The following is a 22,577-nucleotide window of genomic DNA, read 5'->3' as shown; positions in this document are numbered from 1 at the left end:
AGCCTTTTTATATGAAAGAGTTCTTAATATCTGTATACTGAATTTTAAGGAAACAAAGTAAATCATTAACTTACGAAAAAAAAGTAGCTATTTTTTATTGACATTGATTAAAACTTTTTGTATTATACTTACATAAGGTAAGTTATTAACTTTTAAAAAACAAATCTTGAATTAAAGATAAAGAGAAAAAGGGAGAGAATACAATGACAAAAGTACTATTTATCACAGCAAATCCAAATTCAGCAGAAGGTTCTTTCGGAATGGCAGTAGGGGAAGCTTTCATCGAAGCTTATAAAAACGAACATCCACAAGACGAAGTTGTAACAATTGATTTATTCAACACTACAGTACCAGCAATTGATGCAGATGTATTTGCTGCTTGGGGTAAATTTGCAGCAGGTGAAGGCTTTGAAGCTTTAACTGAAGTTCAACAACAAAAAGTAGCAGCAATGAACACAAACTTAGAAACATTTATGAATGCAGATCGTTATGTATTCGTAACTCCAATGTGGAACTTTAGCTATCCACCAGTAGTAAAAGCATACTTAGATAACGTAGCAATCGCAGGTAAAACATTCAAATATACTGAGAATGGTCCAGTCGGCTTATTAGAAGGTAAAAAAGCACTTCACATTCAGGCAACAGGTGGCGTATATTCTGAAGGAGCATACGCAGCTGTAGACTTCGGTCGCAATCACTTAAAGACTGTATTAGGATTTGTCGGTGTAAATGATACTGAATATATCGCAGTTGAAGGTATGAATGCAAACCCTGAAAAAGCACAAGAAATTAAAGAAGCAGCAATTGCTAATGCTCGTGAATTAGCAAAACGTTTCTAATATAGAATGCTTAAAAAGTCCGAACACTTGCTGTTTGGACTTTTTTTCTTCTTTTTCCTTCGTTTGTCTAGTATAATGAAGGTCGGAATGATAATAGGTGGGGGTTCTGTATGATTCAAACGTTTTTTAAAATCTTTTATTTAATTTTAATCGTAATTGCGATTACACCGAGAATGTGGCGTCTTAAAAGACAAGTAAATACGATGGCGCCAAAAGAAAAAGATAATGCTGTGTATAAAACGACAAATTGGTTTGGTAAGAAAATGGTACGTGTAGCTGGAGGGGCAGTAGAAGTGAAAGGACTTGAAAATGTTCCGAAAGACAAGCCAGTACTAGTTGTAAGTAATCACCAAAGTAATATGGATATCCCTGTTTTACTAGGTTACTTAAATAAACCAATTGGATTCGTTTCAAAAGCAGAGATTAAAAAGTTCCCAGTTGTACCAACTTGGATGGAACTTATGAATTGTGTATTTATGGATCGTAGCGATCGTCGTCAATCTCTTCAAGCGATTAAAGATGGAATTGAACTATTAAAGAATGGACATTCTATCGTAATTTTCCCTGAAGGAACGAGAAGTAAGGGTGGCGAAGTTGGAGAGTTTAAGGCTGGTAGTTTTCATCTGGCAGTAAAGTCAGGTGTAGCAATTTTACCTGTAACGTTAGATGGTACATATAAGATGTTTGAAGCGAATGGAAATCGTATGAAGCCAGCTCATGCAACAGTAACAATTTCTAAGCCGATTACACCTGAAGATTATGCGAATATGGATATTAAAGAATTAACGAAGCATACACAGGAAGTTATCGCATCACAATTACATAAGTAATAAAAAAGGATTCAGCTTACGATAAGCTGAATCCTTTTTTATTATGCTGTAGGTAAGACATAAAAGAGTACACAGAAGAACATCATCGCACTACCACCTAAAACGAACAGGTGCCATATAGCATGGTTGAAAGGTAGCTTTTCCCAAAGGAAGAATATAGCTCCAACAGAATATAAAATTCCACCTGCTAAAAGTAGTGAAAAACCATGTCCAGTTAGATTTTCATAAAGTGGTTTAATAGCAACGATTATGAGCCATCCCATAATGATGTAACATAAAGTTGAAGCCTTTATAAAGCGACGTACAAAGAAAATTTTGAAGACGATACCTCCGATTGCTAGTGTCCATATTATAGCAAGCAACGTCCATCCTAATGGGCCACGAAGTGTAATAAGTAGAAAAGGAGTATACGTGCCAGCAATCAATAAGTAAATGGCTGAATGATCTAAAATAGTAAATATTTTTTCTACTTTAGGATGATGAATGCTATGTAGCAATGTTGAAAACAAGTACAGTAAGAACATACTTACACCATAAACAGTAAATGCAACTACGGCTGATGCGGTACCGTGCTTAGAAGCATGAATAATCAATATGATTAAGGCAGGGATGCTTAAAATGGCACCGATACCATGTGTGATTGCATTTGCAATTTCTTCTTTTACAAATTGGGTCATTCGTGTCATTTTTTCAGTCATAATGCAAATCCTTTCTACTATCATAAAATAATATGTCATTTCCCTTACCATATCATACACAAGAGCAATAGAAAATGAAATTTGTATAATTGATTATATTTTTGAATTTTTTTGACAAAAGACAATGGATTTGTTGACGTTTTCAAACTTTTTTGACAAAATAAAATTATGTAATAGTAGGACAAGGAAACTACTAATAAAGGGGATGGGGAAATGTTTTCAAATATTGGCTTTCCAGGGTTAATTTTAATTTTAGTAGCAGTACTCATTTTATTTGGACCTAAAAAATTGCCGGAAATCGGGAAGGCTTTAGGGGAAACGTTAAAAGAGTTTAAAAAATCAACGAAAGAATTGACAGATGACGCATTTCAAGAAAAGGAAAAGAAAGAAAAAATGTAGTGTATTTTCCTTGTAATGGATAAATAAAGTGTGGTGAACGAGATGGAAAATCGGGAAATGAGCGTAGTAGAACATATTGTTGAGCTTCGAAAAAGAGTAATATATACGGTGTTATCCTTTGTACTATTTTTAATTATTGGATTTACTTTTACAAAGGATATTTATTTTTGGCTTGTAAAAGATTTACCAATGAAATTAACTGTTCTCGGTCCAAGTGATGTATTGTGGATTTTTTTCTCGATTGCTACAGTATTTGCTATCGTTTGTACAATTCCTTTTGCTGCTATACAAATTTGGTTATTTGTAAAACCGGGTTTACATCCAAATGAACAAAAGATGACAATAATGTATATACCGGTATTGTCTATATTATTTATCGCAGGTTTATGTTTTGGATACTTTATTGTAATGCCGTTTCTATTTCACTTTTTAACTACGATAGGTAATGAAATGTTTAATACGATGTTTACGACAGAAAAGTATTTTCATTTTGTACTTAATTTAACAGTTCCATTTGCTGTGATTTTTGAGTTGCCAGTCGTTGTAATGTTTTTAACTAGTATTGGAATACTTACGGCGGAATTTTTAATAAAAATAAGAAGGTATGCTTACGTAGCATTAATTATCATTGCATCTTGTATATCACCGCCAGACTTTTTATCTCATAGTTTAGTTGCAGTGCCGCTTATTTGTATTTATGAAGTAAGTATTGCGTTATCAAAGGTTGTTAGTAAGAGGAAAAAGAAAAGAGAAGAAATGCAGTCGAAAAGTGCCTCGTTATAAAGGCACTTTTTTATTTATTTGTTATACTATAGCTATAAACGTATACAATATATAGAAGAAAAAAATTATAGAATCTCCAAAATTTAGACAAACTTTGCGCTTTTATAAGCTTATACTAAATGTATTAAACAATTGATGGATAATGAGATTCCCGTCTCAGAGATATTTAGAACGGGAAGGTGAATTAGGTGGAGATGAATAGAGTATAAATCTTCTAGCCATAAGGACTACAGAAATCATATAAGTCTGATTTTACTCCACTTTAAACAACGTGTTACAGCGCAAAGTAGAGGAAGTTCAAAAATCCAATGAAAAAGAGGATTGATATTGTGATTACGAAAAGTTTTTATTTCACTCATTCAACAGGGGATTGCATTAAAATATTTGAAATCCCTGTCCTACAGGCACAGCATCCATTATCGTTTCTAATTCAGTCTCGTCTTCAATTATTTATTGCAAAAATTCAAAAACAAAAACACCCAAGATTTTCGTATTCTTTCCGTGAATATTTACAAAATTGTTTGAAGTGGAATGATTATTTAAATGTATATAAAACAAATACCCTTGAAAAAAATGCATGATACGAAGTACGGACAGGGTTAGTAAACTCTGTCTTTTTCATTTTAGATATGAAAATATAATTAATTTGATGAAATTTCGTTCCAAATTGTTGAAAGCAATGGGAATACTAGTATAATAACAAGGAGAGCGTATTGGAAAGGGAAGAAGTATAGTATGCAAAAAATTAAAATTGTAACAGATTCAACGGCAGATTTATCACAAGACGTAATCGAAAAGTATGACATTCATGTTTTACCATTATCAATCTCTGTAAATGGACAAACATATTTAGATCGCGTTGATTTACAACCTGACGAATTTATTGAAGAAATGATTAAATCAGAGGAATTACCAAAAACATCACAACCAGCTATGGGTACATTTGTAGAAATGTATGACAAGCTAGGGGAAGATGGAAGCGAAGTCCTTTCTATCCATATGACAAGTGGAATGAGCGGTACTGTAGCAACTGCAAATAGCGCTGCATCAATGACTGATACAAAAGTAACAGTTGTTGATTCTCAATTTATTACACATGCTTTAGCATATCAAGTAATTGAAGCTGCAAAAATGGCAAATGACGGACGCTCACTAGAAGAAATTTTAAAACGTGTAGATGAAGTAAGAAAGAATACTCGTTTATATGTAGTAGTGGATACATTAGAAAACTTAGTGAAGGGTGGACGTATCGGTAAAGGAAAAGCGTTTATCGGTTCGCTACTTAATATAAAGCCAATTGCTAGTCTTGAAGACGGTGTTTATAATCCTGTAACGAAAGTTCGTAGCCAAGGCCAAATTGTAAAAACATTAGCTAAGTTATTTGAGCAAGATACGGCTGGAAAAGTCGTAAAAGCTGTTGCAATTCCGCATGCGAAAGCAATTCCTTTAGCTGAAAGTATGAAAGCGGCGGTTGAAAAAGTGAGTGGATTTGCTCAATCAGAAATTTTCTATACAACGCCTATTATTAGTACTCATACAGGTCCGGGCGCAATCGGATTTATGTATTTAGCAGAGTAATAAAAAAGCTACTTGAAAATATATTTCAAGTAGCTTTTTTATGTAAATAGAAAGTAAGAAATAAGAAGAGCTACAAAGGCACTACCGCTAATGATATAGCGAGTCTGTAAATATTCATTCATAGAAAACACCCTTTATCCCGCTATTTGCGGACAGTAAAACTCTCTACCTTAAAATTAGCTGGAGCAAAGAGGTTAGGTAGCGGGCTGCCCATAAAAGCTTGATTGGTGAAGGCAAATAATTAGTGGGGATGAAGAAATCCCACTCATTAAAGTTTCACTATAGGATTTTCTATATTATATGTTGGATATAGAAAATCAGTCATTACGTTACACATGTAAAGTTTCAATTTTTTCATTTATTTGCTTATCATTTGTTGGGTTACTATAAATAAAAGTTTGACCTAAAAAGAGTACATGCAGTTGTTCCCAAGGTAACATGCGCAAATTCCAATTATTTCGAAGTCTAGTTATTGCTTCACGAGGTGTTTCATCGGCGAGTGCAAAAGCTCCGTAATGCATTGGTATAAAATGTGTAGCGTTTAAATCTAAATAAGCTTGCACGGCCTCTTCAGGTGAAACATGAGATACTTTCATAAACCATTCTGGTTCATAAGCGCCAATGGGCATAAGAGCAATATCAATTAAAAAGCGTTCACCAATTTCTTTGAAACCTTGGAAATAGCCACTGTCGCCACAAAAATATATGGTTTCCATAGTCGTTTCATTATCAATAATCCATCCGCCCCAGTGAGACGTATTCATATCAAATAAGAATCTTCTCGTCCAGTGCTGAGCAGGTACGAAGTGAAAAGAAACTTCGTTAATTATCGTACTTTCCCACCATTTATACTCTTCTACATGTTTAAATTTCTTACGAGTAAATAACTTTTTTAATCCAATAGGTACAAGATATAGAACATCATCATTCAACTGACGAAGAGTTGAAAAATCTAAATGATCATAATGACCATGTGAAATAAGGACAATATCAATTTTAGGTAGTGCTTCTATAGAGAGTCCAGGTTCTGTAAGTCTTGGAACTAGCTTTAATTTATTAGCCCATACTGGATCTGTTAATATATTAAGTCCATTCGTTTGGATAAGAAAAGTGGAATGCCCAATCCATGTGATAGTCGTTTTTTCAACATTACTTTGCAAAAATGCACTTTGTTTAACGGGTGATTGTTCTACTAAGAAAGAAAAATCTTTTTTGTTTTGCTTTCGTTCTTTACGCCAGCGTAAAAAAGAGCGAATTGATTTTTTTGTACTAACATTATCCATATTTTCATAGCGCTTTGCCATGAACATCACCTCATTTAAAATCGTTGTATTTGTATTGTACCGAAATGTTGTTAAGGAATACAGTGTAAAACATGGATTAATGTTTAAGGAATTGTTAAAAAATAGGGAGAGGTATTTACAAAAGTAACAATAAAATTAGTTTTATCACTTTTATTTAGAGAAATAATAGTAAAAAAATATATTTTGTCTAGTAATTCGCTTGAAATAAAGAAGTAACATACGTAAATTCGTACGATTTCGTGAACAAATGTAGTAAACAATTTTCTCGTAGTGTTAACTTTTGTTATTATAAACATAACCTATTTAAATTTAGGATAGAGAAAAGAGGTTTATAAATGAAGCGTTATCAAAAAATAATTGGTCTTATGGTTGTATTTTGTCTCTTTGTACTTGCTGGATGTAGTGAATCAGGTTCAAAGCTTCGTAAACCATTAAATTGGGATTTAGAAACCTTCCAATTTACAAATCAAGATGGAAAGAAATTTGGTACAAAAGATTTAAAAGGGAAAGTTTGGGTTGCAGATTTTATGTTCACAAATTGTCAGACAGTTTGTCCACCAATGACTGCAAATATGGCCAAGCTTCAAAAGATGGCAAAAGAAGAGAAATTAGACGTTCAGTTTGTTTCATTTAGTGTAGATCCAGACCTTGATAAGCCAGAAAATCTGAAAGCTTTTATTCAAAAGTTTACAGAGGATACTAGTAACTGGAATTTATTAACGGGGTATTCGTTAGAAGATATTACAAAGTTTTCAAAAGATAATTTCCAATCACTTGTAGATAAGCCGGAGAACGGTCAGGTCATGCATGGGACATCATTTTATTTAATTGATCAAAACGGAAAAGTAATGAAAAAGTATAGTGGCATTAGTAATACGCCATACGAAGACATTATACGTGATATGAAGCGATTAGTGGGTTAAAAATAAGGGTGCATAGCACCCTTATTTTTTTTTATTAGTCTATCGATAAAATGTCATGTTGCTGGGGAAGTTTCGGCGCACGAATTTCTAATACGCCGTTTTGATAAGAAGCTTTTGCCGCTTTTTTATTAATTGAATACGGCAATTTAATCAATCTTGATGCTTCTGAAATGGAACGTTCTCGGCGATAATAGTTATGGGATGTTTGTTCTTCTTCCTCTTCAAGTATCTCTTCTTTTACAGAGACTTTTAAGTATTCACTTTGTATTTCAATTTGGATTTGTTCTTTTTGTATACCTGGTAGTTCAGCTGTAACAACGAGTTCTTCACCAACTTCATATAAATCTACAGGGAATGTTAATAAACGGTTTCCTTTTTGGAAAAAATGATTTAAATCAGCGATTACATTGCGAAGAGGTGTTTGCTCGAAGAAATCATCAATTTGCTTTAAGTAATTACGAACCGGTGGGCGAGAAGAATCTTTTTTTTCTTCACTCATGGTATTCCCTCCTAGAAATCAATTTGCAATATCATATGACAAAAGCGGAGAAAGGTGAGTGCCTAGTTTTCATGTTTTCATAAAAAATTGTTAAAAATGTGAAATGGAGTGATTTTTTTATAGTTTTTGGTCGCCATATTCAGTTGATTATGCTAGTATAAATAGGGTTGATATAGTAGTATAGAGACAGAATGAAAACTGAAAGAGGGTAAGAAGTATGTGTGGTTTTGTAGGATGTTTATGTGAAAACCCTAGAGAGTTTTCAGAAACAGAAAAACATCAATTTGAAAATATGAACACGATGATTTTCCACCGTGGTCCAGATGACGAAGGATATTTTCGTGATGAACATGTACAATTTGGCTTCCGCCGTTTAAGCATCATTGACTTAGAGGCAGGACATCAGCCGCTAACTTATGAAAATGATCGATATGTAATTATTTTTAATGGTGAAATTTACAACTATGTAGAATTACGTGAAATGTTACTTGAAAAAGGTGCAACGTTTGCAACGCAATCTGATACAGAAGTTATCATTGCATTGTATGCACATATGAAAGAAAAATGTGTAGACTACCTTCGTGGTATGTTTGCATTTATGATTTGGGATCGTGAGGAAAAGAAACTTTTCGGTGCACGTGACCACTTCGGTATTAAACCTTTATACATCGCACAACAAGGTGATACTACATTCTTCGCATCTGAGAAGAAAAGTATTATGCATGTGATGGAAGATAAAGGCGTTAATCCAACGTCACTACAACATTACTTTACGTACCAATATGGTCCAGAGCCAGAAACGTTAACAATTGATGTTAATAAAATCGAGCCTGGTCATTATTTCGTAAAAGAAATCGGTAAAGAGATGGAAATCCATCGCTACTGGAAACCTTATTTCAATGCTTCAAGTGCAACGAAAGAGGAGCATATCCAAGCAATTCGTGATGTGTTATATGATTCAGTAAAAGTGCATATGCGTAGTGATGTACCAGTAGGTTCATTCTTATCTGGTGGTATCGATTCATCTATCATCGCTTCTATCGCAAGAGAAATGAATCCAAATCTTTTAACATTCTCTGTTGGTTTTGAGCAACGTGGTTTCAGTGAAGTTGATGTTGCGAAAGAAACAGCTGAGAAATTAGGCGTTAAAAACCATAACGTATTCATTTCAGCGAAAGAATTTATGGATGAGTTCCCAAAAATCATTTGGCATATGGATGATCCTTTAGCTGATCCAGCAGCTGTACCATTGTACTTCGTTGCGAAAGAAGCACGTAAACATGTAACAGTTGTTCTTTCAGGTGAAGGCGCAGACGAGCTATTTGGTGGTTATAACATTTACCGTGAGCCAAACTCACTAAAAATGTTCTCTTACATTCCTAGCCCAGGTAAGAGCGTTCTAAAAGCATTAAGTGGTGCTCTTAAAGAAGGATTTAAAGGTAAGAGCTTCTTAGAGCGTGGATGTACACCAATTGAAGAGCGTTACTATGGAAATGCTAAAATCTTCCGTGAAGAAGAAAAAGCTGAATTAATGAAGTATTACAATGAAAGTGTTAACTATATGGATATCACGAAACCATTGTATAACGAGATTAAAGATTATGATGATGTAAGTAAAATGCAGTACATTGACATGTTCACATGGTTACGCGGTGACATTTTATTAAAAGCTGATAAAATGACAATGGCAAACTCATTAGAACTTCGTGTACCGTTCTTAGATAAAGAAGTATTCGATGTTGCATCTAAAATTCCAACTGAATTTAAGATTGCTAACGGAACTACGAAAGCTATTTTACGTGAAGCAGCACGCGGAATCGTTCCAGATCACGTATTAGATCGTAAAAAACTTGGATTCCCAGTACCAATTCGTCACTGGTTAAAAGACGAAATGCATGATTGGGCTATAAATATTATAAACGAAAGTAAGACAGAGCATTTAATCGACAAACAGTATGTATTAAACTTACTGGAAGCACATTGTGCAGATAAAGGCGATTATAGCCGTAAAATTTGGACTGTACTTGCGTTTATGGTATGGCACCAAATTTATGTTGAGCATAAATACGATACGAATAAGTTCCATGAAGAAACAAAACGTGCGTATAGCTTAGTTTAATTAGAAAAACCTTAAGATCGCATACGGTCTTAAGGTTTTTTTCATAAATAGGAAGTATTATTGATACAATAATAGTAAAAGGATGGACAACATATGATTACGTTTGAGAAAGTTACTGTAGAAAATGAAAGCGTTGTTAAAGAAATGTTTAAATCGCATAGTTTAGGTGAGAAAAAGGTACAGTACTGTGTGAAAGTTGATGATACATATATTGGTGTAATAGATTATAGTGTACAAGAGGAACTGGCTGTTTTATCACAGCTAATTATTCATTTTGATTACCAAGGTTACGGTTATGGTACAAATACGTATTTTACATTTGAAGAAATGATGAAACAAAGAAATGTGAAAGAAATAAAAGTGCTACAAGAGAAATTAACAGAAAAGGCGAAGTTTTTCATAGAGAGTTTTGGTTTTGCTTCAGAAGGTGAAGAGTATGTAAAGAAAATATAACGATGATTATTTATGCGATACAATAAATATAAGGCAGGTGGATGTATGTCGATGACTTCTGGTCTTGTATTAATTGGAGGGTGCTTTATAGTAGCAGAATTATGTCATACAATCATTCGGAAAAGAATGAGTAAGAAAAAAAAACCGTATGAATTACAATACATCCCTGTCTTTTTCATTATGTTTTGTATGCTTAGTACATTACAAAATTTAATGAACTTTCCACCACTTGTAAATGTTTTTTTAAAGTTTGGTTTACTTTATAGTGGTGTTGGAATAGTACTTTTATTTATTTTATTTTGCATACGTTATGTTCACTATCAATCGTATATATTTATTTTAAATTGGTTAAAGCAAGATGATAGAAACCGCCTTACATAAAGCGGTTTTTTTATTTGCAATTGTAACAGAACTTGTACATTTCACATAAAATAGGACGAGTAGAAATGCAAACATATTACAAGAAAGGGGCGGGGCAATAAAATGAAACTTGTTATAGACGCAGGGCACGGTGGATATGATTCTGGTGCTGTTGGTAATGGTTTAGTAGAAAAAAACTTAACACTTCAAATTGCTAGACGTGTTCGAGACATTTTAGCGGTAAATTACCCAATTACAATTAAAATGACACGTGATAGTGATGTGTTTATTTCTTTATCGGAACGTGCTAATATTGCTAATGCTTTCAGTGCGGATTATTTTATTTCATTTCATATTAATAGCGGCGGGGGTACAGGTTTTGAAAGTTATATTTATAATGCGTTATCCAATAGCAGCACTGCATATGCAAAGCAACAAAAAATGCATACAGCTGTCAATCCTGTATTAACAAAATACGGTCTTCGTGATCGAGGTGCAAAAAAAGAAAATTATGCGGTATTAAGAGAAACTGCAATGGATGCAATTTTAACTGAGACTGCTTTTATTGATACAGCGTTTGATGCAAATTTATTAAAAAATCCACAATTTATTGAAGATCTAAGTCAAGCGTATGCAAATGGAATAGCAGCTATTTTGGGAGTAGCTCCAAATCCACAACCTCCTAACCCACAACCGAAGGGAATCGCTTATATTCTTGGGAAAAATGTAAATTTAAGAAATGGTCCATCAACTTCTTCCTCAGTTATTCGTCAATTAAATTCTCCAGAATCTTACGTGGTATATCAGGAAAGTAACGGATGGCTAGATTTGGGGAATGGACAATGGGTGTATAATGATCCTTCGTACATTAATTTTGTAAAGACAAGCAATAGTGATGGAAGCCCGATTGGGGTTGCATATATACAAGGGATGAATGTAAATTTAAGAAGTGGTCCATCAACTACATCTGCAGTTATCCGCCAATTAAATTCTCCAGAATCTTATTTAGTATATATAAATGAAAATGGTTGGTTAAACCTTGGTGGAAATCAGTGGGTATATAATGACCCAGCGTATATTAAATATACTCAATATTAGGAATTGAAATGATAGTGCAATATGGATGCGTATCCTTGTTATGTATAACAAGGATACGCATTTTAATAACAACATTTATTTTCATACTTATGCACTATGTTTTAAAAAGAAACATTAGAAAAGCGGATAGAATCTAAATAGTATATATTAAAAAAGTTTTCTTATATACATTGACAATGTATATAAGATACATTAATCTTTAAATGTTAATGATAATCGATTTCATCTAGGGAGGACATATGATACATACTAAAAAACTAATTATGTTCTGCATTATGATACTCATGGTTGTAATTGCAGGATGTAGTAAAGAAGAGAAAAAAGAAAATAATATATCAGCGAAAGCAAAAGATTCATATACGGTAAAGCATGCAATGGGTGAAACGACAGTAAATGGTACACCTAAAAAAGTTGTTGTTTTAACAAATGAAGGCGCGGAGGCTCTCCTAGCTGTGGGCGTAACGCCAGTGGGGACTACGAAACCACGTGCTGGTGATGAATGGTATCCTCATTTAGCGAAAGAGTTAAAAAACACGGAAGTTGTAGGAACTGAACGTGATATTAATTTAGAGGCTGTAATGAAGCTTAAGCCAGATTTAATTATCGGAAATAAAATGCGTCATGAAAAAATATATGATCAGCTAAAAGAAATCGCACCAACTGTTTATGCAGAAACATTACGCGGTGATTGGAAAGAAAACTTTACACTTTATACAAAAGCTGTAAATAAAGAAAAAGAAGGGCAAAAAGCTCTTGATGATTATAAAAAACGCATTGAAGGAATGAAAGAGAAATTAGGCGATAAATTGAATTCTAAAGTTTCTATTATTCGTTTCGTGCCAGGTGATGTTCGTATTTATCAAAAAAACTCATTCTCGGGCGTCGTTTTAAATGATATTGGATTTAAACGACCACCATTACAAGATAAAGATGATTTTGCGATAAAAGGAATTACAAAAGAGCAGATTCCAAATATGGACGGAGACTACTTATTCTATTTCACGTCTGATAAAGATGCAGATAAGAATAATGAAGGAAATTCGTTAGCAAAGGAATGGACAGAAGATCCACTCTTTAAGCAATTACAGGCTTCTAAAAATAATAAAGTATTCCAAGTAGATGAGGTAATCTGGAATACAGCAGGCGGTATTAAAGCTGCAAACCTTATGTTAGATGATATTGAAAAATATTTCCTTAAATAAATGATAAAATACATCACTTTTACGAAGTGATGTATTTTTTTATTTGTGAAAATACAGAAAATTCCTTCTTTCAGGGTGTCATAAGTTGTACAATAAAATCAATCATGTGATAAAGGAGTGGGGAAGAATGAAAGCTACTCATAAAGATTGGATCTTGTTTAATGGGAGAATGATTAATACGAAAGAAGAACAGCCGATGGTAGCATTAGAAGAGAGAGGCTTCCAATTTGGTGATGGGATTTATGAAGTATTTAGACTATACGATGGCAAGCCTCATTTATTAGATTTACATTTAGAACGATTCTTTAACTCTATGGCAGAAATAAAACTAATTCCACCATTTACGAAGGAAGAATTAGTAGAAGAGTTATATCAAATGATTGAAAAAAATCAGTTTCAAGAAGATGGGAATGTATATTTACAAATATCAAGAGGTACACAACCTCGCAATCATGTATATGAATCAGATTTACAACCGACATATTTTGCAAATCTTGTTTCGTTCCCAAGACCAGTTGCTTCAATGGAGGCAGGGATTAAGGTGACAGTAGAAGAGGACATCAGGTGGAAGTTTTGCCATATAAAATCTTTAAATTTGCTTCCTAATATCATGATCAAAAACAAAATAAATGAACAAGGGTATCAAGAAGCAATATTAGTACGAGATGGTATTGTGACTGAAGGGTGTCATTCCAATTTCTTTATCGTGAAGAATAATAAGTTGATTACACATCCAGCGGATCATTTCATTTTACATGGTATTACACGTCACTACGTAATTACATTAGCAAAAGAGTTACATATCGATGTAGAGGAACGAGAGTTTTCATTACAAGAAGTATATGACGCTGAGGAGTGCTTTTTTACAGCGACGCCACTTGAAATATTCCCAGTCGTTCAAATTGGTGATGAACAGTTCGGGGCTGGTGAAAGAGGACCAATTACGAAAAAACTACAAGCTGCATACGAAGAGAGTATTCGTTTGTTTAAAGTGACAAATTAATCATGAAGAAAAAAGCTGGTATTCTTCCGGCTTTTTTTCATGATATAATTCAAGCATAGGACAAGTTTTGAAAACGCTGTAAAAAGGGGATTTAATATATGAATTATGAAGATTTTAAAGAAGTAATTCACGGAAGACGAAGTGTTAGAAAGTTTACAGATCAAGAAGTATCTACTAATGATATAAAAGAAATAATTGATTGTGCTCGTTACGCACCGAGTGATACGAATTCACAAACGTGGGAGTTCTTAGTTATCATGAATCGAGAGAAGATTAAAGAAATTGAACAAATGACATGGGATGCATTACATAAACTCGCGGCAAAAGCAGCAGAAAATGGAGAAGAGAAAGCAGGGAAATTACTTACACGTTCTTTCGGACCATATGCAACAGCTTTCTCGGAGGCACCAGTATTAATCGTATGTTTGGCAACACCATATGAATCAAAGTTCCGTGAAAAGATATTTGATCCAATTGCTTTTGTTCCAGATTCAGTTTGGGAAGAAGAAGGCATTAAGAGTAGCTGTTTAGCGGCACAAAACTTAATGTTAGCTGCACATGCAAAGGGACTTGGTACTTGTCCAATGACAGGGCCAGTATTGCTAGCTCAAGATGAACTGCGCCAATATTTACAAATTGAGCCTGAAAAACAAATAAATATGGTTATTTCACTCGGATTTCCGAAAGATAAACCGAAGAAACTTCCAAGAAAAGAAGTAGATGAGATTACAACGTTTGTTTTTTAATTGCTGTATAGAAAAGACATTGAACTAACAATGTCTTTTTATTTTTGAGGGTATGTAATTCATATGTTGGGCTAAAATGATAGATAAGAGGGAATTACTATTTATTTCATAAAAAAAATTAATGTTCTATTAAGGAAAGTATGATACATTAATCGTGAGCAAGATTCTATTTGTTCATGAAAGTGTTGAAAGTAGTCTCAAAATTTAAAAGTTATTTTTGTATAATAAATTATAATGAAGTTACAGGGGGGATGAATTTTGAAAAAATTCATAATCACTGGATTGTCTGTATTGTTATTAGTTGGTTGCGGTGCTCCACAGGAAAAAGAGGACGCGCAATCAAAACAGGAAGAACAAGTTGTAAACGCAAGTGATGAGAATATGGTTGTATTTCCTGAAGGAGCAATGTCAATTGGAGAAGGGAAAGTAAAAGTTATTACTCCAGATGGTACTTCTGAAAACGGCAATATACCGACTGTATTCATCAAAAAGGATACGTTAATTCAGCAAGTTGAATTAGAACTTTCTAATTTTCAAAGTGATAAAGAAACATTCGTATTTGTAGATCAAATGTATACGGATAAACATCAAGTAACTAGTACAACGCAGACAACAGTGCAGTTAAAAGAAAAAACGCTGGAAACAGGTAGTCATACAATTACTGCAGTTCAGTATGAAAACAATGACCCGAAAGGAAAGGTTATTAGTTTTAATCAAGCAACATTTGAGACAAAACCAGCGTCTTAATATGAATAAAAAGTACATTACTCAAAAAGTAGTGTGCTTTTTTGTTTGGACTAGAGTGTGCAAGAGTGAATAACTTATTTCATTTTCTAATACAATTAAATAGGAAGAAATCACTTGTTACTTATGACAGAGAAAGAGGCTGAATACGTGAATCGGTGTATTCGTATCATTTTGATTAGCCTAATGATGGCAGTAATTTGGTTTACGATATAAGAGTTTATGCAAATAACGCTCAATTATCAAATTCATGACTTATTAATAGGAGCTATTTGTTTTACCATTGTTTATCTATTATATGATAAACTCGGACTAAGGTAAGTTTCAGAAGAAAAATGTAGGTATTTCATTTGAAATGTCGAATAGTACATACGATGTCGTAATAACAAATTTTCTATTGTTTACTGTGAAACAGAAGAAGGAGAGATAGTGGTTATGAAACGAGCTCTTATTAATATTGATTATACATATGATTTTGTAGCGGAAAAGGGTGCTTTAACATGCGGGAAACCAGGACAGGAAATTGAGAAGGAAATTGTACATATAACGAAGCAATATATTGAAAATGGAGATTACGTTGTCTTTGCTATTGATAAACATGAAGAAAATGATGTATATCATCCAGAATCAAAGTTATTCCCGTCTCATAATATAGCTGGTACAAGTGGAAGAGATTTGTTTGGTGAAATACAAGATGTGTACGAAACATATAAAAATGCAGAGAATGTATATTACATGGATAAAACACGGTATAGTGCATTTGCTGGAACGGATTTAGAGATGAAGCTAAGAGAAAGAGGAATTGAAGAGGTTCATCTTGTAGGGGTATGTACTGATATTTGTGTTCTTCATACAGCAGTAGATGCGTATAATAAAGGGTTTAAAATTGTTGTTTATGAAAAGGCAGTTGCATCTTTTAATGCACAAGGGCATGAATTTGCACTTGGACATTTTAAATCTTGTTTACATGCAGAAGTGAAATGAAAAAGAGGCCTTTAAAAAAGGTCTCTTTTATTTGTCCTTGTTCATTGAAAACAGCTACCGCAACGCCTAATAAATTGAGTGGTCTTGATTCGACAACTTTTCTAAGTTCTTCAATATATCCCATTGTATGTAACCTCCGTAAGAAAAAATAAGAGCAAATAAACTATTCGTTATTATGTAAATATATTCCTCTTTATAAGGGGAGAGATGACATATAACTTATTTGTTTTATTTGGTAAAATATACATCAAAAAAGGTCAAACAAAAACTTTGACCTTTTTTGACCAAATGTTATAATAAAGGCAGAAAGAGATAATCTTTCATTCATAAATAATAAGGAGGAAAAAATATGCGTAATTTATTTCCAGAGATAACAAAACGTCAAAATGGCATTTTTGATTTTGGGCCTTCTTTATTAGAAGGGATGACAGATGCTTTCTTTAAGCCACTGAACATGGATACTTTTAAAGTAGATGTTCATGAGCAATCTGATAAATATACTGTGAAAGCAGATTTACCAGGTTTTCAAAAAGAAAACATTCAAGTTGATTTTGAACAAGATGTATTAACGATTCAAGCAACTAACCATAATGAAGTAGAAGAAAAAAATGAGAATGGCACATATATTCGTAAAGAACGTTCTATAGGTTCTGTAACTCGACGCTTTAGTTTTAAACAAGTTGAGGAAGAAAATGTTAGAGCGAATTATAAAGATGGCGTACTGACAATTGAATTACCAAAATTGAAAGAAGAAAAGAGCAGTAAGACAACAATTAATATCGAATAAAAGAGCTGATAAATTCAGCTCTTTTTTACGTAGTTAATGAATAAATTAGTTGAAATCGTAATGACATGAATAAAGTTTTAACGTTTAAAAAATTTCACGATTTGCTCCCTTTAGATTATTAAAAAGGGTATATTTAAAGGGAAAGGAAAAAGAACAGCTAGACATACTGTTTAAAGTGAATTAGTAATAGAGTCAAAATACATAGTAAGGGTAGTGGCATTTTAGATTAGGATAATAGATTTTTCTGGAACAAACTTAGGCGATTATGAATTTTTTAATTAGTAAGGAAGTGGTTAGATGAGTTTATTAACGTATACGGAAGAATTTTTTAATTATGTAAGAGAGTTTTTACTTTTAAGATTTTTACTATTTGCTTTCGTTCTAATCATTATTTCATTTGTAATAAACCGCATTATTGATTGGTTTTTTAGGAAATCAAGCTTTTTTGATGAAGAGGTAGAGCAGACGATTCAAAGTGTAATTCGATCTATTTTTAGATATATCATTATCATCAGTCTTATCATATATTTAATTAGCCAATTTGTAGATATAAAAAGTATTATTGCAGGTGCAGGGATAGCTGGAGTTGTCATCGGTTTTGCTGCACAACAGATGCTAAAAGATGTTATATTAGGCTTTGCAAGATTAGCGGACAAAGAGTTTCGGGTTGGTGATTTTGTAACTTTTAACGGAACAAATTCAGGAACTATTGAAGAGATTAGTATTCGTTTTATGCAAATTCGTGAATGGTCAGGAAAACTACTTACCATTCCGCACGGAGAGATTAGAACGATACAAAATTTTAATAAAGGATGGATGCGTGTAATTGAACGCATCACGGTAAGTTATCAGGAAGATCCAACAAGAGTGAAGGAATTGTTAGAAGAAGTATGTATTATATGTAATGAAGAATTGAATCAAACTCTTTATAGAGTAGAGGATGAGGCTGTTGAACCATTTAAATACGTCGGTGTTACAGACTTAAATCCTAACTTGAAATATGTTGGCTATGAATTTTGTATTACAGGTTTAATAAAGCCAGAAGATTATTTTGAAACTTCTAGACAAGTAAGATTTGAATTAATGTCTATGTTTCATAAGAATCAAGTGCAAATGCCAGCAGCGAATATGGTTGTTACTACTGAAGGTTTACAGCATATCCATGGTGGACAATCTTTATCGGACAGCTAAAGTAGAATCGTTTGTTAACAAAAATTCTGCTTCCAACATTGGATAGAATAACAATAATAAAATGATTGATATAAAGAAAGGGCTGAAGGAATTCGGTTCTTTTTTTATTTATAGAATTTAGAAATTTCTTAATGTTATAATTGTAGTTGGTGATGAGAATGAACTTTGAAGAAAAAGAGATGCGTCGTTTAGAAGCATTAAAAGAAATTGCTGAATTATTAAATGAAGCAACAAACTTACAGCATATGTTAGAAAAAGTGTTGCATACATTGTTACAAGTAATGAATTTACAAACAGGGTGGATATTCTTTATTGATGAAAGTGGAAAGCACAGCATGCTTGTAGACGAAAATTTACCAGAGGCTCTTACGTGGAAAAAGAAGAAGCCGATGTGTGAAGGAAACTGTTGGTGTGTAGAACGTTTTGTGAATGGGAGATTGGAAAAAGCGACTAATATTATTGAATGTAAGCGAATAGAAGATGCAATTGAATGTAATTGGGGAGAGACAGAAGATGTTACACATCATGCGACAATTCCGCTTAGGTCTGGATCGGAAAAATTTGGTCTACTAAATGTGGCTGCACCTCATAAGACTCATTTTTCTGAGGAAGAGTTAGCATTATTAGAATCAATTGCATTTCAAATTGGAACGACAATACAACGTATTCAATTAGTTGAGAAAGAACGTAAATATGTAGTGGTAGCGGAAAGAAATCGACTTGCACGTGATTTACATGATTCAGTAAAACAATTGTTATTTTCTATTATGCTAACGGCGAAAGGTACTCTGAATATGACGCAAGATAGAGAATTGCAAGAGATGTTAAGTTACATTGGGGAATTATCACAAGAAGCATTACAAGAGATGACGCTATTAATTTGGCAATTAAGACCTGAAGGATTGGAGAAAGGATTAGCAGAAGCAATTCAAAATTACGGGAAGTTATTAGGAGTTCAAGTGGAAGTTCGAATTGATGGGATGGTTTCAATTGGGGATGAAATAGAAGAAGTTTTATGGCGTATTAGCCAAGAGGCGCTACATAATTGTAAAAAGCATGCTTCGTGTGAAAAGGTACATATTCTTTTGAAAATAGAAAATAACCAGTTACATTTTTACATAGAAGACAATGGAATAGGATTTATACAAGAACAAGTAAGGGAATCAGCACTTGGCCTGAAAAGTATGAAGGAACGTATTCAGTTAATGAAGGGATCGTTTCAAATTATAACAGAGCTGAAAAAGGGTACAAAAATAGAAATTCAATTGCCGATTTGAAGGGGAGAATAAGGTTGAAGATTAAACTGCTACTAGTTGAGGACCATCATATCGTTCGAAGAGGACTTGTATTCTTTTTGAAAACGAGAGAAGAATTTGAAATTATTGGGGAAGCGGAAAATGGCGAAGAGGCATTACATTTCATGCAAAAAGAAAGACCAGATGTCGTACTAATGGATGTATCGATGCCGAAAATGGATGGAATTGAGGCAACAAAACGTCTAAAGCAATATGATGAGACAATAAAGGTACTTATATTAAGTAGTTTTTCAGAGCAAGATTATGTTATACCAGCACTTGAAGCTGGAGCAGATGGTTATCAATTAAAAGAAGTACAACCTGAGCAACTTGTCGCTTCTATTATTGCAGTACATCAAGGAAATGCGAATTTTCACCCGAAAGTAACACCTGCATTAATGGGGCGTTCTGCAGTAAAGAAGGAAGTAGAAAATCCTTTTTCAATGTTAACGAAAAGAGAGCAAGAGGTACTTCGCGAAATTGCGAAAGGAAGAAGCAACAAGGAGATTGCAGCAGAACTTCATATTACAGAACAAACTGTGAAAACACACGTTTCAAACGTTTTAGCTAAATTGGAAGTGGATGATCGTACGCAAGCCGCATTATACGCAGTGAAACATGGAGAGAATTATTCATAAGCATGAATAATTCTGTTATATCGTATGACAGAATACATAGGAGCAATTAAAATTTATAGTAATCCCTAATATAGGTTTTTCTTCTTTCGATAATTAGGTACAATAAAGTGAAACTCTAATAAGTGGGGGACCATCCCCACTGATGATTAGTTTAACTAATCGGTTTTTACAGGATAAAGCTACGATGGAAGGGGAGGATATGCTATGCCTGGTACAAGAAGTGGGATTGGAAAGATTCAGGCTTCGTTAAATGGTTTATCACCGAAATTGCGAAGTATTGCCGAACATATTTTGAAACATCCACAAGATGTTGTACATAAATCTATTACAGAATTAGCTGAAGTTACGAATAGTTCCGAAGCTACGATATTCCGCTTATGTAAAAACCTTGGTTTGCAAGGTTTTCAAGATTTAAAGATTACATTAGCTCGTGAAATTGTACATACACCGATGCAAAATATTCATGAAGAGGTATCAGCAGAAGATAGTATGGTAACTGTTGCTAAAAAAGTTTTTCATTCGCATATTACAGGACTGCAAGATACTTTACATTTGCTTAATGAAACGGCACTTGAGCAGGCTGTACGAGCCTTACAAGAAGCAAGTCGAATTGAGTTTTATGGAAATGGTGGCTCTGGTATTATTGCAATGGATGCGTATCATAAGTTTATGAGAACAGGTATTTCTTGTATCGCTCATACTGATTCGCATTTTCAAATTATGGGAGCAGGTTTACTCTCGGAAAATTCAGTTGTTATTGGTATTTCTCATTCTGGTAGCAATAAAGGATTACTTGAAGCGTTAGAAGTAGCAAAAGCAAGAGGAGCCAAAATTATTGCGATTACGAGCTATAAGAAATCAGCATTAAGTCAACTTGCTGATATAACGTTATATACATCAACACGTGAGACTGAATTCCGCACAGAAGCAAGTTCATCACGATTAGCACAGTTAAGCTTATTAGATACTTTGTATGTAGGGTTGTCGTTGCAGCGACAAGAGGAAACTCTAAAAAATTTACAAAGTATACGTGAAACGATTTCGATGAAGCGAATATAAAAAAAGCTCTTCAAATGAAGAGCTTTCAGACTGTAGACAAACTATTTTTGGAGAGTTCAAATGCTAAAAATAGTTTGTTTCTTATTTTAGGGATAATTTATCCAATGGAATTTATATGTAGTGCTTTCTATACTATAATTTACTATAAGTGAGGAAGATGTCTTATGAAAATATCTGTTTATGTTGCAAGTGCATTTAGCAAGGATCATAAAGGCGGAAATAAAGCAGGAGTGGTATTTATTGAGAATACAAATACATTGACCACTACTCAAAAAATGACAATAGCCAAACAACTGGGTTATGCGGAAACCGCATTTATATCAGAATCTGAAATTGCTGATTATAAATTTGAGTATTTTACTCCAAAAGAAGAAGTTGATTTATGTGGTCATGCCACAATTGGCTCTTTCGCGATACTGATGCATTTAAATAAACTTTTCAGGAATCACTATACGATTGAAACGAACAGCGGTGTTCTTACTATTACCATAACAGATGACATTATATTCATGGAACAAAATAAACCGATATTCTATGATGTTGTATCTCCAAATGAGTTCACCGACTGTTTTGATAGTAAAGATATAGACAATAAATACCCAATTCAAATTGTCTCCACGGGCTTAAAAGATATTTTAATTCCTATAAAAAGCGAAATACAATTACATGCACTGCAACCTAATTTTGAAAAAATTAAAGAAATCAGCAAGTATTATAATGTTGTCGGGATGCATTTATATACTTTTAATGACAATCGAATTATATGCAGAAATTTTGCTCCGCTATACGACATCAATGAAGAAGCAGCGACTGGAACTTCAAACGGTGCATTAGCTTGCTATCTTTATGAACAGCACTATTTGCAAAAAGAAGTCTATGTATTTGAACAAGGTTATTCTTTACACTCGCCTTCCGAAATATTAGTTAAATTAGCAACCAATAGCAAAAATAAAATAGAAAAAGTTTATGTTGGTGGCAAAGGATATTACTGTGAAACTAAGTGTTTACATGTAGAAAATATTGAGTGAAGAGCTTTTTTATCGGT

Annotated in this window: 26 protein-coding genes and 1 pseudogene; 23 read left to right on the top strand and 4 right to left on the bottom strand. The window is 33.5% G+C overall.

Going from position 1 to position 22,577, the window contains the following annotated elements; all coding sequences use genetic code 11:
* Positions 1 to 203: 203 nt before the first annotated feature.
* Positions 204 to 839, top strand: a complete 636-nt coding sequence (locus MKY38_RS11260) for an FMN-dependent NADH-azoreductase (RefSeq protein WP_000170025.1) — start codon at positions 204 to 206, stop codon at positions 837 to 839.
* A gap of 110 nt (positions 840 to 949) precedes the next feature.
* Positions 950 to 1,669 carry a lysophospholipid acyltransferase family protein gene (locus MKY38_RS11255; protein ID WP_000616577.1) on the top strand — a complete coding sequence of 240 codons (720 nt, stop codon included), beginning with the start codon at positions 950 to 952 and terminating at the stop codon, positions 1,667 to 1,669.
* Between the two features lie 41 nt (positions 1,670 to 1,710).
* Here the strand turns inward: MKY38_RS11255 and trhA are convergent, their stop codons facing one another.
* Entirely contained in the window at positions 1,711 to 2,367 is a 657-nt protein-coding gene (gene trhA, locus MKY38_RS11250; protein WP_000136889.1) for a PAQR family membrane homeostasis protein TrhA, read from the bottom strand.
* A 213-nt stretch (positions 2,368 to 2,580) separates the two neighbouring features.
* Between trhA and MKY38_RS11245 the strand changes: the two genes are divergently transcribed.
* From MKY38_RS11245 to MKY38_RS11230, 4 genes are all read left to right on the top strand, one after another.
* Positions 2,581 to 2,766, top strand: a complete 186-nt coding sequence (locus MKY38_RS11245; RefSeq protein ID WP_000492443.1) for a twin-arginine translocase TatA/TatE family subunit — start codon at positions 2,581 to 2,583, stop codon at positions 2,764 to 2,766.
* 42 nt (positions 2,767 to 2,808) lie between these two features.
* Positions 2,809 to 3,549, top strand: a complete 741-nt coding sequence (tatC, locus tag MKY38_RS11240; protein WP_000431523.1) for a twin-arginine translocase subunit TatC — start codon at positions 2,809 to 2,811, stop codon at positions 3,547 to 3,549.
* Positions 3,550 to 3,878: 329 nt separating this feature from the next.
* On the top strand, positions 3,879 to 4,130 hold the full coding sequence (locus tag MKY38_RS11235; protein ID WP_000629012.1) for a DUF2535 family protein: 252 nt from the start codon (positions 3,879 to 3,881) through the stop codon (positions 4,128 to 4,130).
* A 154-nt stretch (positions 4,131 to 4,284) separates the two neighbouring features.
* Entirely contained in the window at positions 4,285 to 5,127 is an 843-nt protein-coding gene (locus MKY38_RS11230; RefSeq protein ID WP_001169470.1) for a DegV family protein, read from the top strand.
* Between the two features lie 329 nt (positions 5,128 to 5,456).
* Here the strand turns inward: MKY38_RS11230 and MKY38_RS11225 are convergent, their stop codons facing one another.
* Entirely contained in the window at positions 5,457 to 6,431 is a 975-nt protein-coding gene (locus tag MKY38_RS11225; RefSeq protein WP_048558274.1) for an MBL fold metallo-hydrolase, read from the bottom strand.
* Positions 6,432 to 6,766: 335 nt separating this feature from the next.
* Here MKY38_RS11225 and MKY38_RS11220 point away from each other — a divergent pair, with 335 nt between their 5' ends.
* Complete coding sequence (locus tag MKY38_RS11220; RefSeq protein ID WP_000833331.1) at positions 6,767 to 7,354, top strand: SCO family protein; 588 nt, start codon at positions 6,767 to 6,769, stop codon at positions 7,352 to 7,354.
* Positions 7,355 to 7,388: 34 nt separating this feature from the next.
* On the opposite strand, the gene MKY38_RS11215 is transcribed toward MKY38_RS11220, so the two are convergent.
* Positions 7,389 to 7,853, bottom strand: coding sequence for an Hsp20/alpha crystallin family protein (locus MKY38_RS11215; RefSeq protein WP_001288085.1), 465 nt, complete (start codon positions 7,851 to 7,853; stop codon positions 7,389 to 7,391).
* A gap of 217 nt (positions 7,854 to 8,070) precedes the next feature.
* On the opposite strand from MKY38_RS11215, the gene asnB reads away from it, so the two are divergent.
* The 10 genes and pseudogenes from asnB to MKY38_RS11165 all read left to right on the top strand — a co-directional run bounded on the left by asnB (position 8,071) and on the right by MKY38_RS11165 (position 16,562).
* Positions 8,071 to 9,972 carry an asparagine synthase (glutamine-hydrolyzing) gene (asnB, locus tag MKY38_RS11210; RefSeq protein WP_000333816.1) on the top strand — a complete coding sequence of 634 codons (1,902 nt, stop codon included), beginning with the start codon at positions 8,071 to 8,073 and terminating at the stop codon, positions 9,970 to 9,972.
* Between the two features lie 93 nt (positions 9,973 to 10,065).
* Positions 10,066 to 10,425, top strand: coding sequence for a GNAT family N-acetyltransferase (locus MKY38_RS11205; RefSeq protein ID WP_048558275.1), 360 nt, complete (start codon positions 10,066 to 10,068; stop codon positions 10,423 to 10,425).
* Between the two features lie 51 nt (positions 10,426 to 10,476).
* The gene (locus MKY38_RS11200; RefSeq protein ID WP_048558276.1) at positions 10,477 to 10,806 is read left to right on the top strand and encodes a hypothetical protein; all 330 of its coding nucleotides are present in this window, start codon (positions 10,477 to 10,479) and stop codon (positions 10,804 to 10,806) included.
* Positions 10,807 to 10,908: 102 nt separating this feature from the next.
* Positions 10,909 to 11,883: an N-acetylmuramoyl-L-alanine amidase gene (locus tag MKY38_RS11195; protein WP_065223621.1), complete on the top strand. Its 975-nt coding sequence runs from the start codon at positions 10,909 to 10,911 to the stop codon at positions 11,881 to 11,883.
* A 239-nt stretch (positions 11,884 to 12,122) separates the two neighbouring features.
* Positions 12,123 to 13,085 carry an ABC transporter substrate-binding protein gene (locus MKY38_RS11190; protein ID WP_000581989.1) on the top strand — a complete coding sequence of 321 codons (963 nt, stop codon included), beginning with the start codon at positions 12,123 to 12,125 and terminating at the stop codon, positions 13,083 to 13,085.
* A 127-nt stretch (positions 13,086 to 13,212) separates the two neighbouring features.
* On the top strand, positions 13,213 to 14,088 hold the full coding sequence (gene dat, locus MKY38_RS11185) for a D-amino-acid transaminase (protein ID WP_065223622.1): 876 nt from the start codon (positions 13,213 to 13,215) through the stop codon (positions 14,086 to 14,088).
* A 98-nt stretch (positions 14,089 to 14,186) separates the two neighbouring features.
* Positions 14,187 to 14,834 carry a nitroreductase family protein gene (locus tag MKY38_RS11180; protein WP_001105284.1) on the top strand — a complete coding sequence of 216 codons (648 nt, stop codon included), beginning with the start codon at positions 14,187 to 14,189 and terminating at the stop codon, positions 14,832 to 14,834.
* A gap of 258 nt (positions 14,835 to 15,092) precedes the next feature.
* The gene (locus MKY38_RS11175; RefSeq protein ID WP_000713496.1) at positions 15,093 to 15,581 is read left to right on the top strand and encodes a hypothetical protein; all 489 of its coding nucleotides are present in this window, start codon (positions 15,093 to 15,095) and stop codon (positions 15,579 to 15,581) included.
* A gap of 65 nt (positions 15,582 to 15,646) precedes the next feature.
* Positions 15,647 to 15,899 (top strand): annotated as a pseudogene (locus MKY38_RS11170) (hypothetical protein).
* Positions 15,900 to 16,013: 114 nt separating this feature from the next.
* The gene (locus tag MKY38_RS11165) at positions 16,014 to 16,562 is read left to right on the top strand and encodes a cysteine hydrolase family protein (protein WP_070179279.1); all 549 of its coding nucleotides are present in this window, start codon (positions 16,014 to 16,016) and stop codon (positions 16,560 to 16,562) included.
* Here MKY38_RS11165 and MKY38_RS11160 read toward each other — a convergent pair.
* Positions 16,531 to 16,686, bottom strand: a complete 156-nt coding sequence (locus MKY38_RS11160) for a hypothetical protein (protein WP_164876742.1) — start codon at positions 16,684 to 16,686, stop codon at positions 16,531 to 16,533. The genes MKY38_RS11165 and MKY38_RS11160 overlap by 32 nt on opposite strands.
* 225 nt (positions 16,687 to 16,911) lie before the next feature.
* Between MKY38_RS11160 and MKY38_RS11155 the strand changes: the two genes are divergently transcribed.
* The 6 genes from MKY38_RS11155 to MKY38_RS11130 all read left to right on the top strand — a co-directional run bounded on the left by MKY38_RS11155 (position 16,912) and on the right by MKY38_RS11130 (position 22,560).
* A complete protein-coding gene (locus MKY38_RS11155) occupies positions 16,912 to 17,349 on the top strand; it encodes an Hsp20/alpha crystallin family protein (RefSeq protein WP_001245053.1) in 438 nt (145 codons plus the stop codon).
* A 297-nt stretch (positions 17,350 to 17,646) separates the two neighbouring features.
* Complete coding sequence (locus tag MKY38_RS11150; RefSeq protein WP_070179278.1) at positions 17,647 to 18,540, top strand: mechanosensitive ion channel family protein; 894 nt, start codon at positions 17,647 to 17,649, stop codon at positions 18,538 to 18,540.
* Positions 18,541 to 18,719: 179 nt separating this feature from the next.
* Entirely contained in the window at positions 18,720 to 19,817 is a 1,098-nt protein-coding gene (casK, locus tag MKY38_RS11145) for a two-component system sensor histidine kinase CasK (RefSeq protein ID WP_170956607.1), read from the top strand.
* A 14-nt stretch (positions 19,818 to 19,831) separates the two neighbouring features.
* Complete coding sequence (gene casR / locus MKY38_RS11140; RefSeq protein ID WP_000694623.1) at positions 19,832 to 20,473, top strand: two-component system response regulator CasR; 642 nt, start codon at positions 19,832 to 19,834, stop codon at positions 20,471 to 20,473.
* A 204-nt stretch (positions 20,474 to 20,677) separates the two neighbouring features.
* The gene (locus MKY38_RS11135; RefSeq protein WP_001119646.1) at positions 20,678 to 21,532 is read left to right on the top strand and encodes a MurR/RpiR family transcriptional regulator; all 855 of its coding nucleotides are present in this window, start codon (positions 20,678 to 20,680) and stop codon (positions 21,530 to 21,532) included.
* 164 nt (positions 21,533 to 21,696) lie between these two features.
* A complete protein-coding gene (locus tag MKY38_RS11130) occupies positions 21,697 to 22,560 on the top strand; it encodes a PhzF family phenazine biosynthesis protein (RefSeq protein WP_070179277.1) in 864 nt (287 codons plus the stop codon).
* Positions 22,561 to 22,577: the final 17 nt, after the last annotated feature.

The sequence above is a fragment of the Bacillus sp. FSL R5-0585 genome (assembly GCF_038004545.1).
Taxonomy (GTDB): domain Bacteria; phylum Bacillota; class Bacilli; order Bacillales; family Bacillaceae_G; genus Bacillus_A; species Bacillus_A cereus.
The sequence above is the reverse complement of the archived record's forward strand: the minus strand, read 5'-3'. Positions and strand labels throughout refer to the sequence as shown.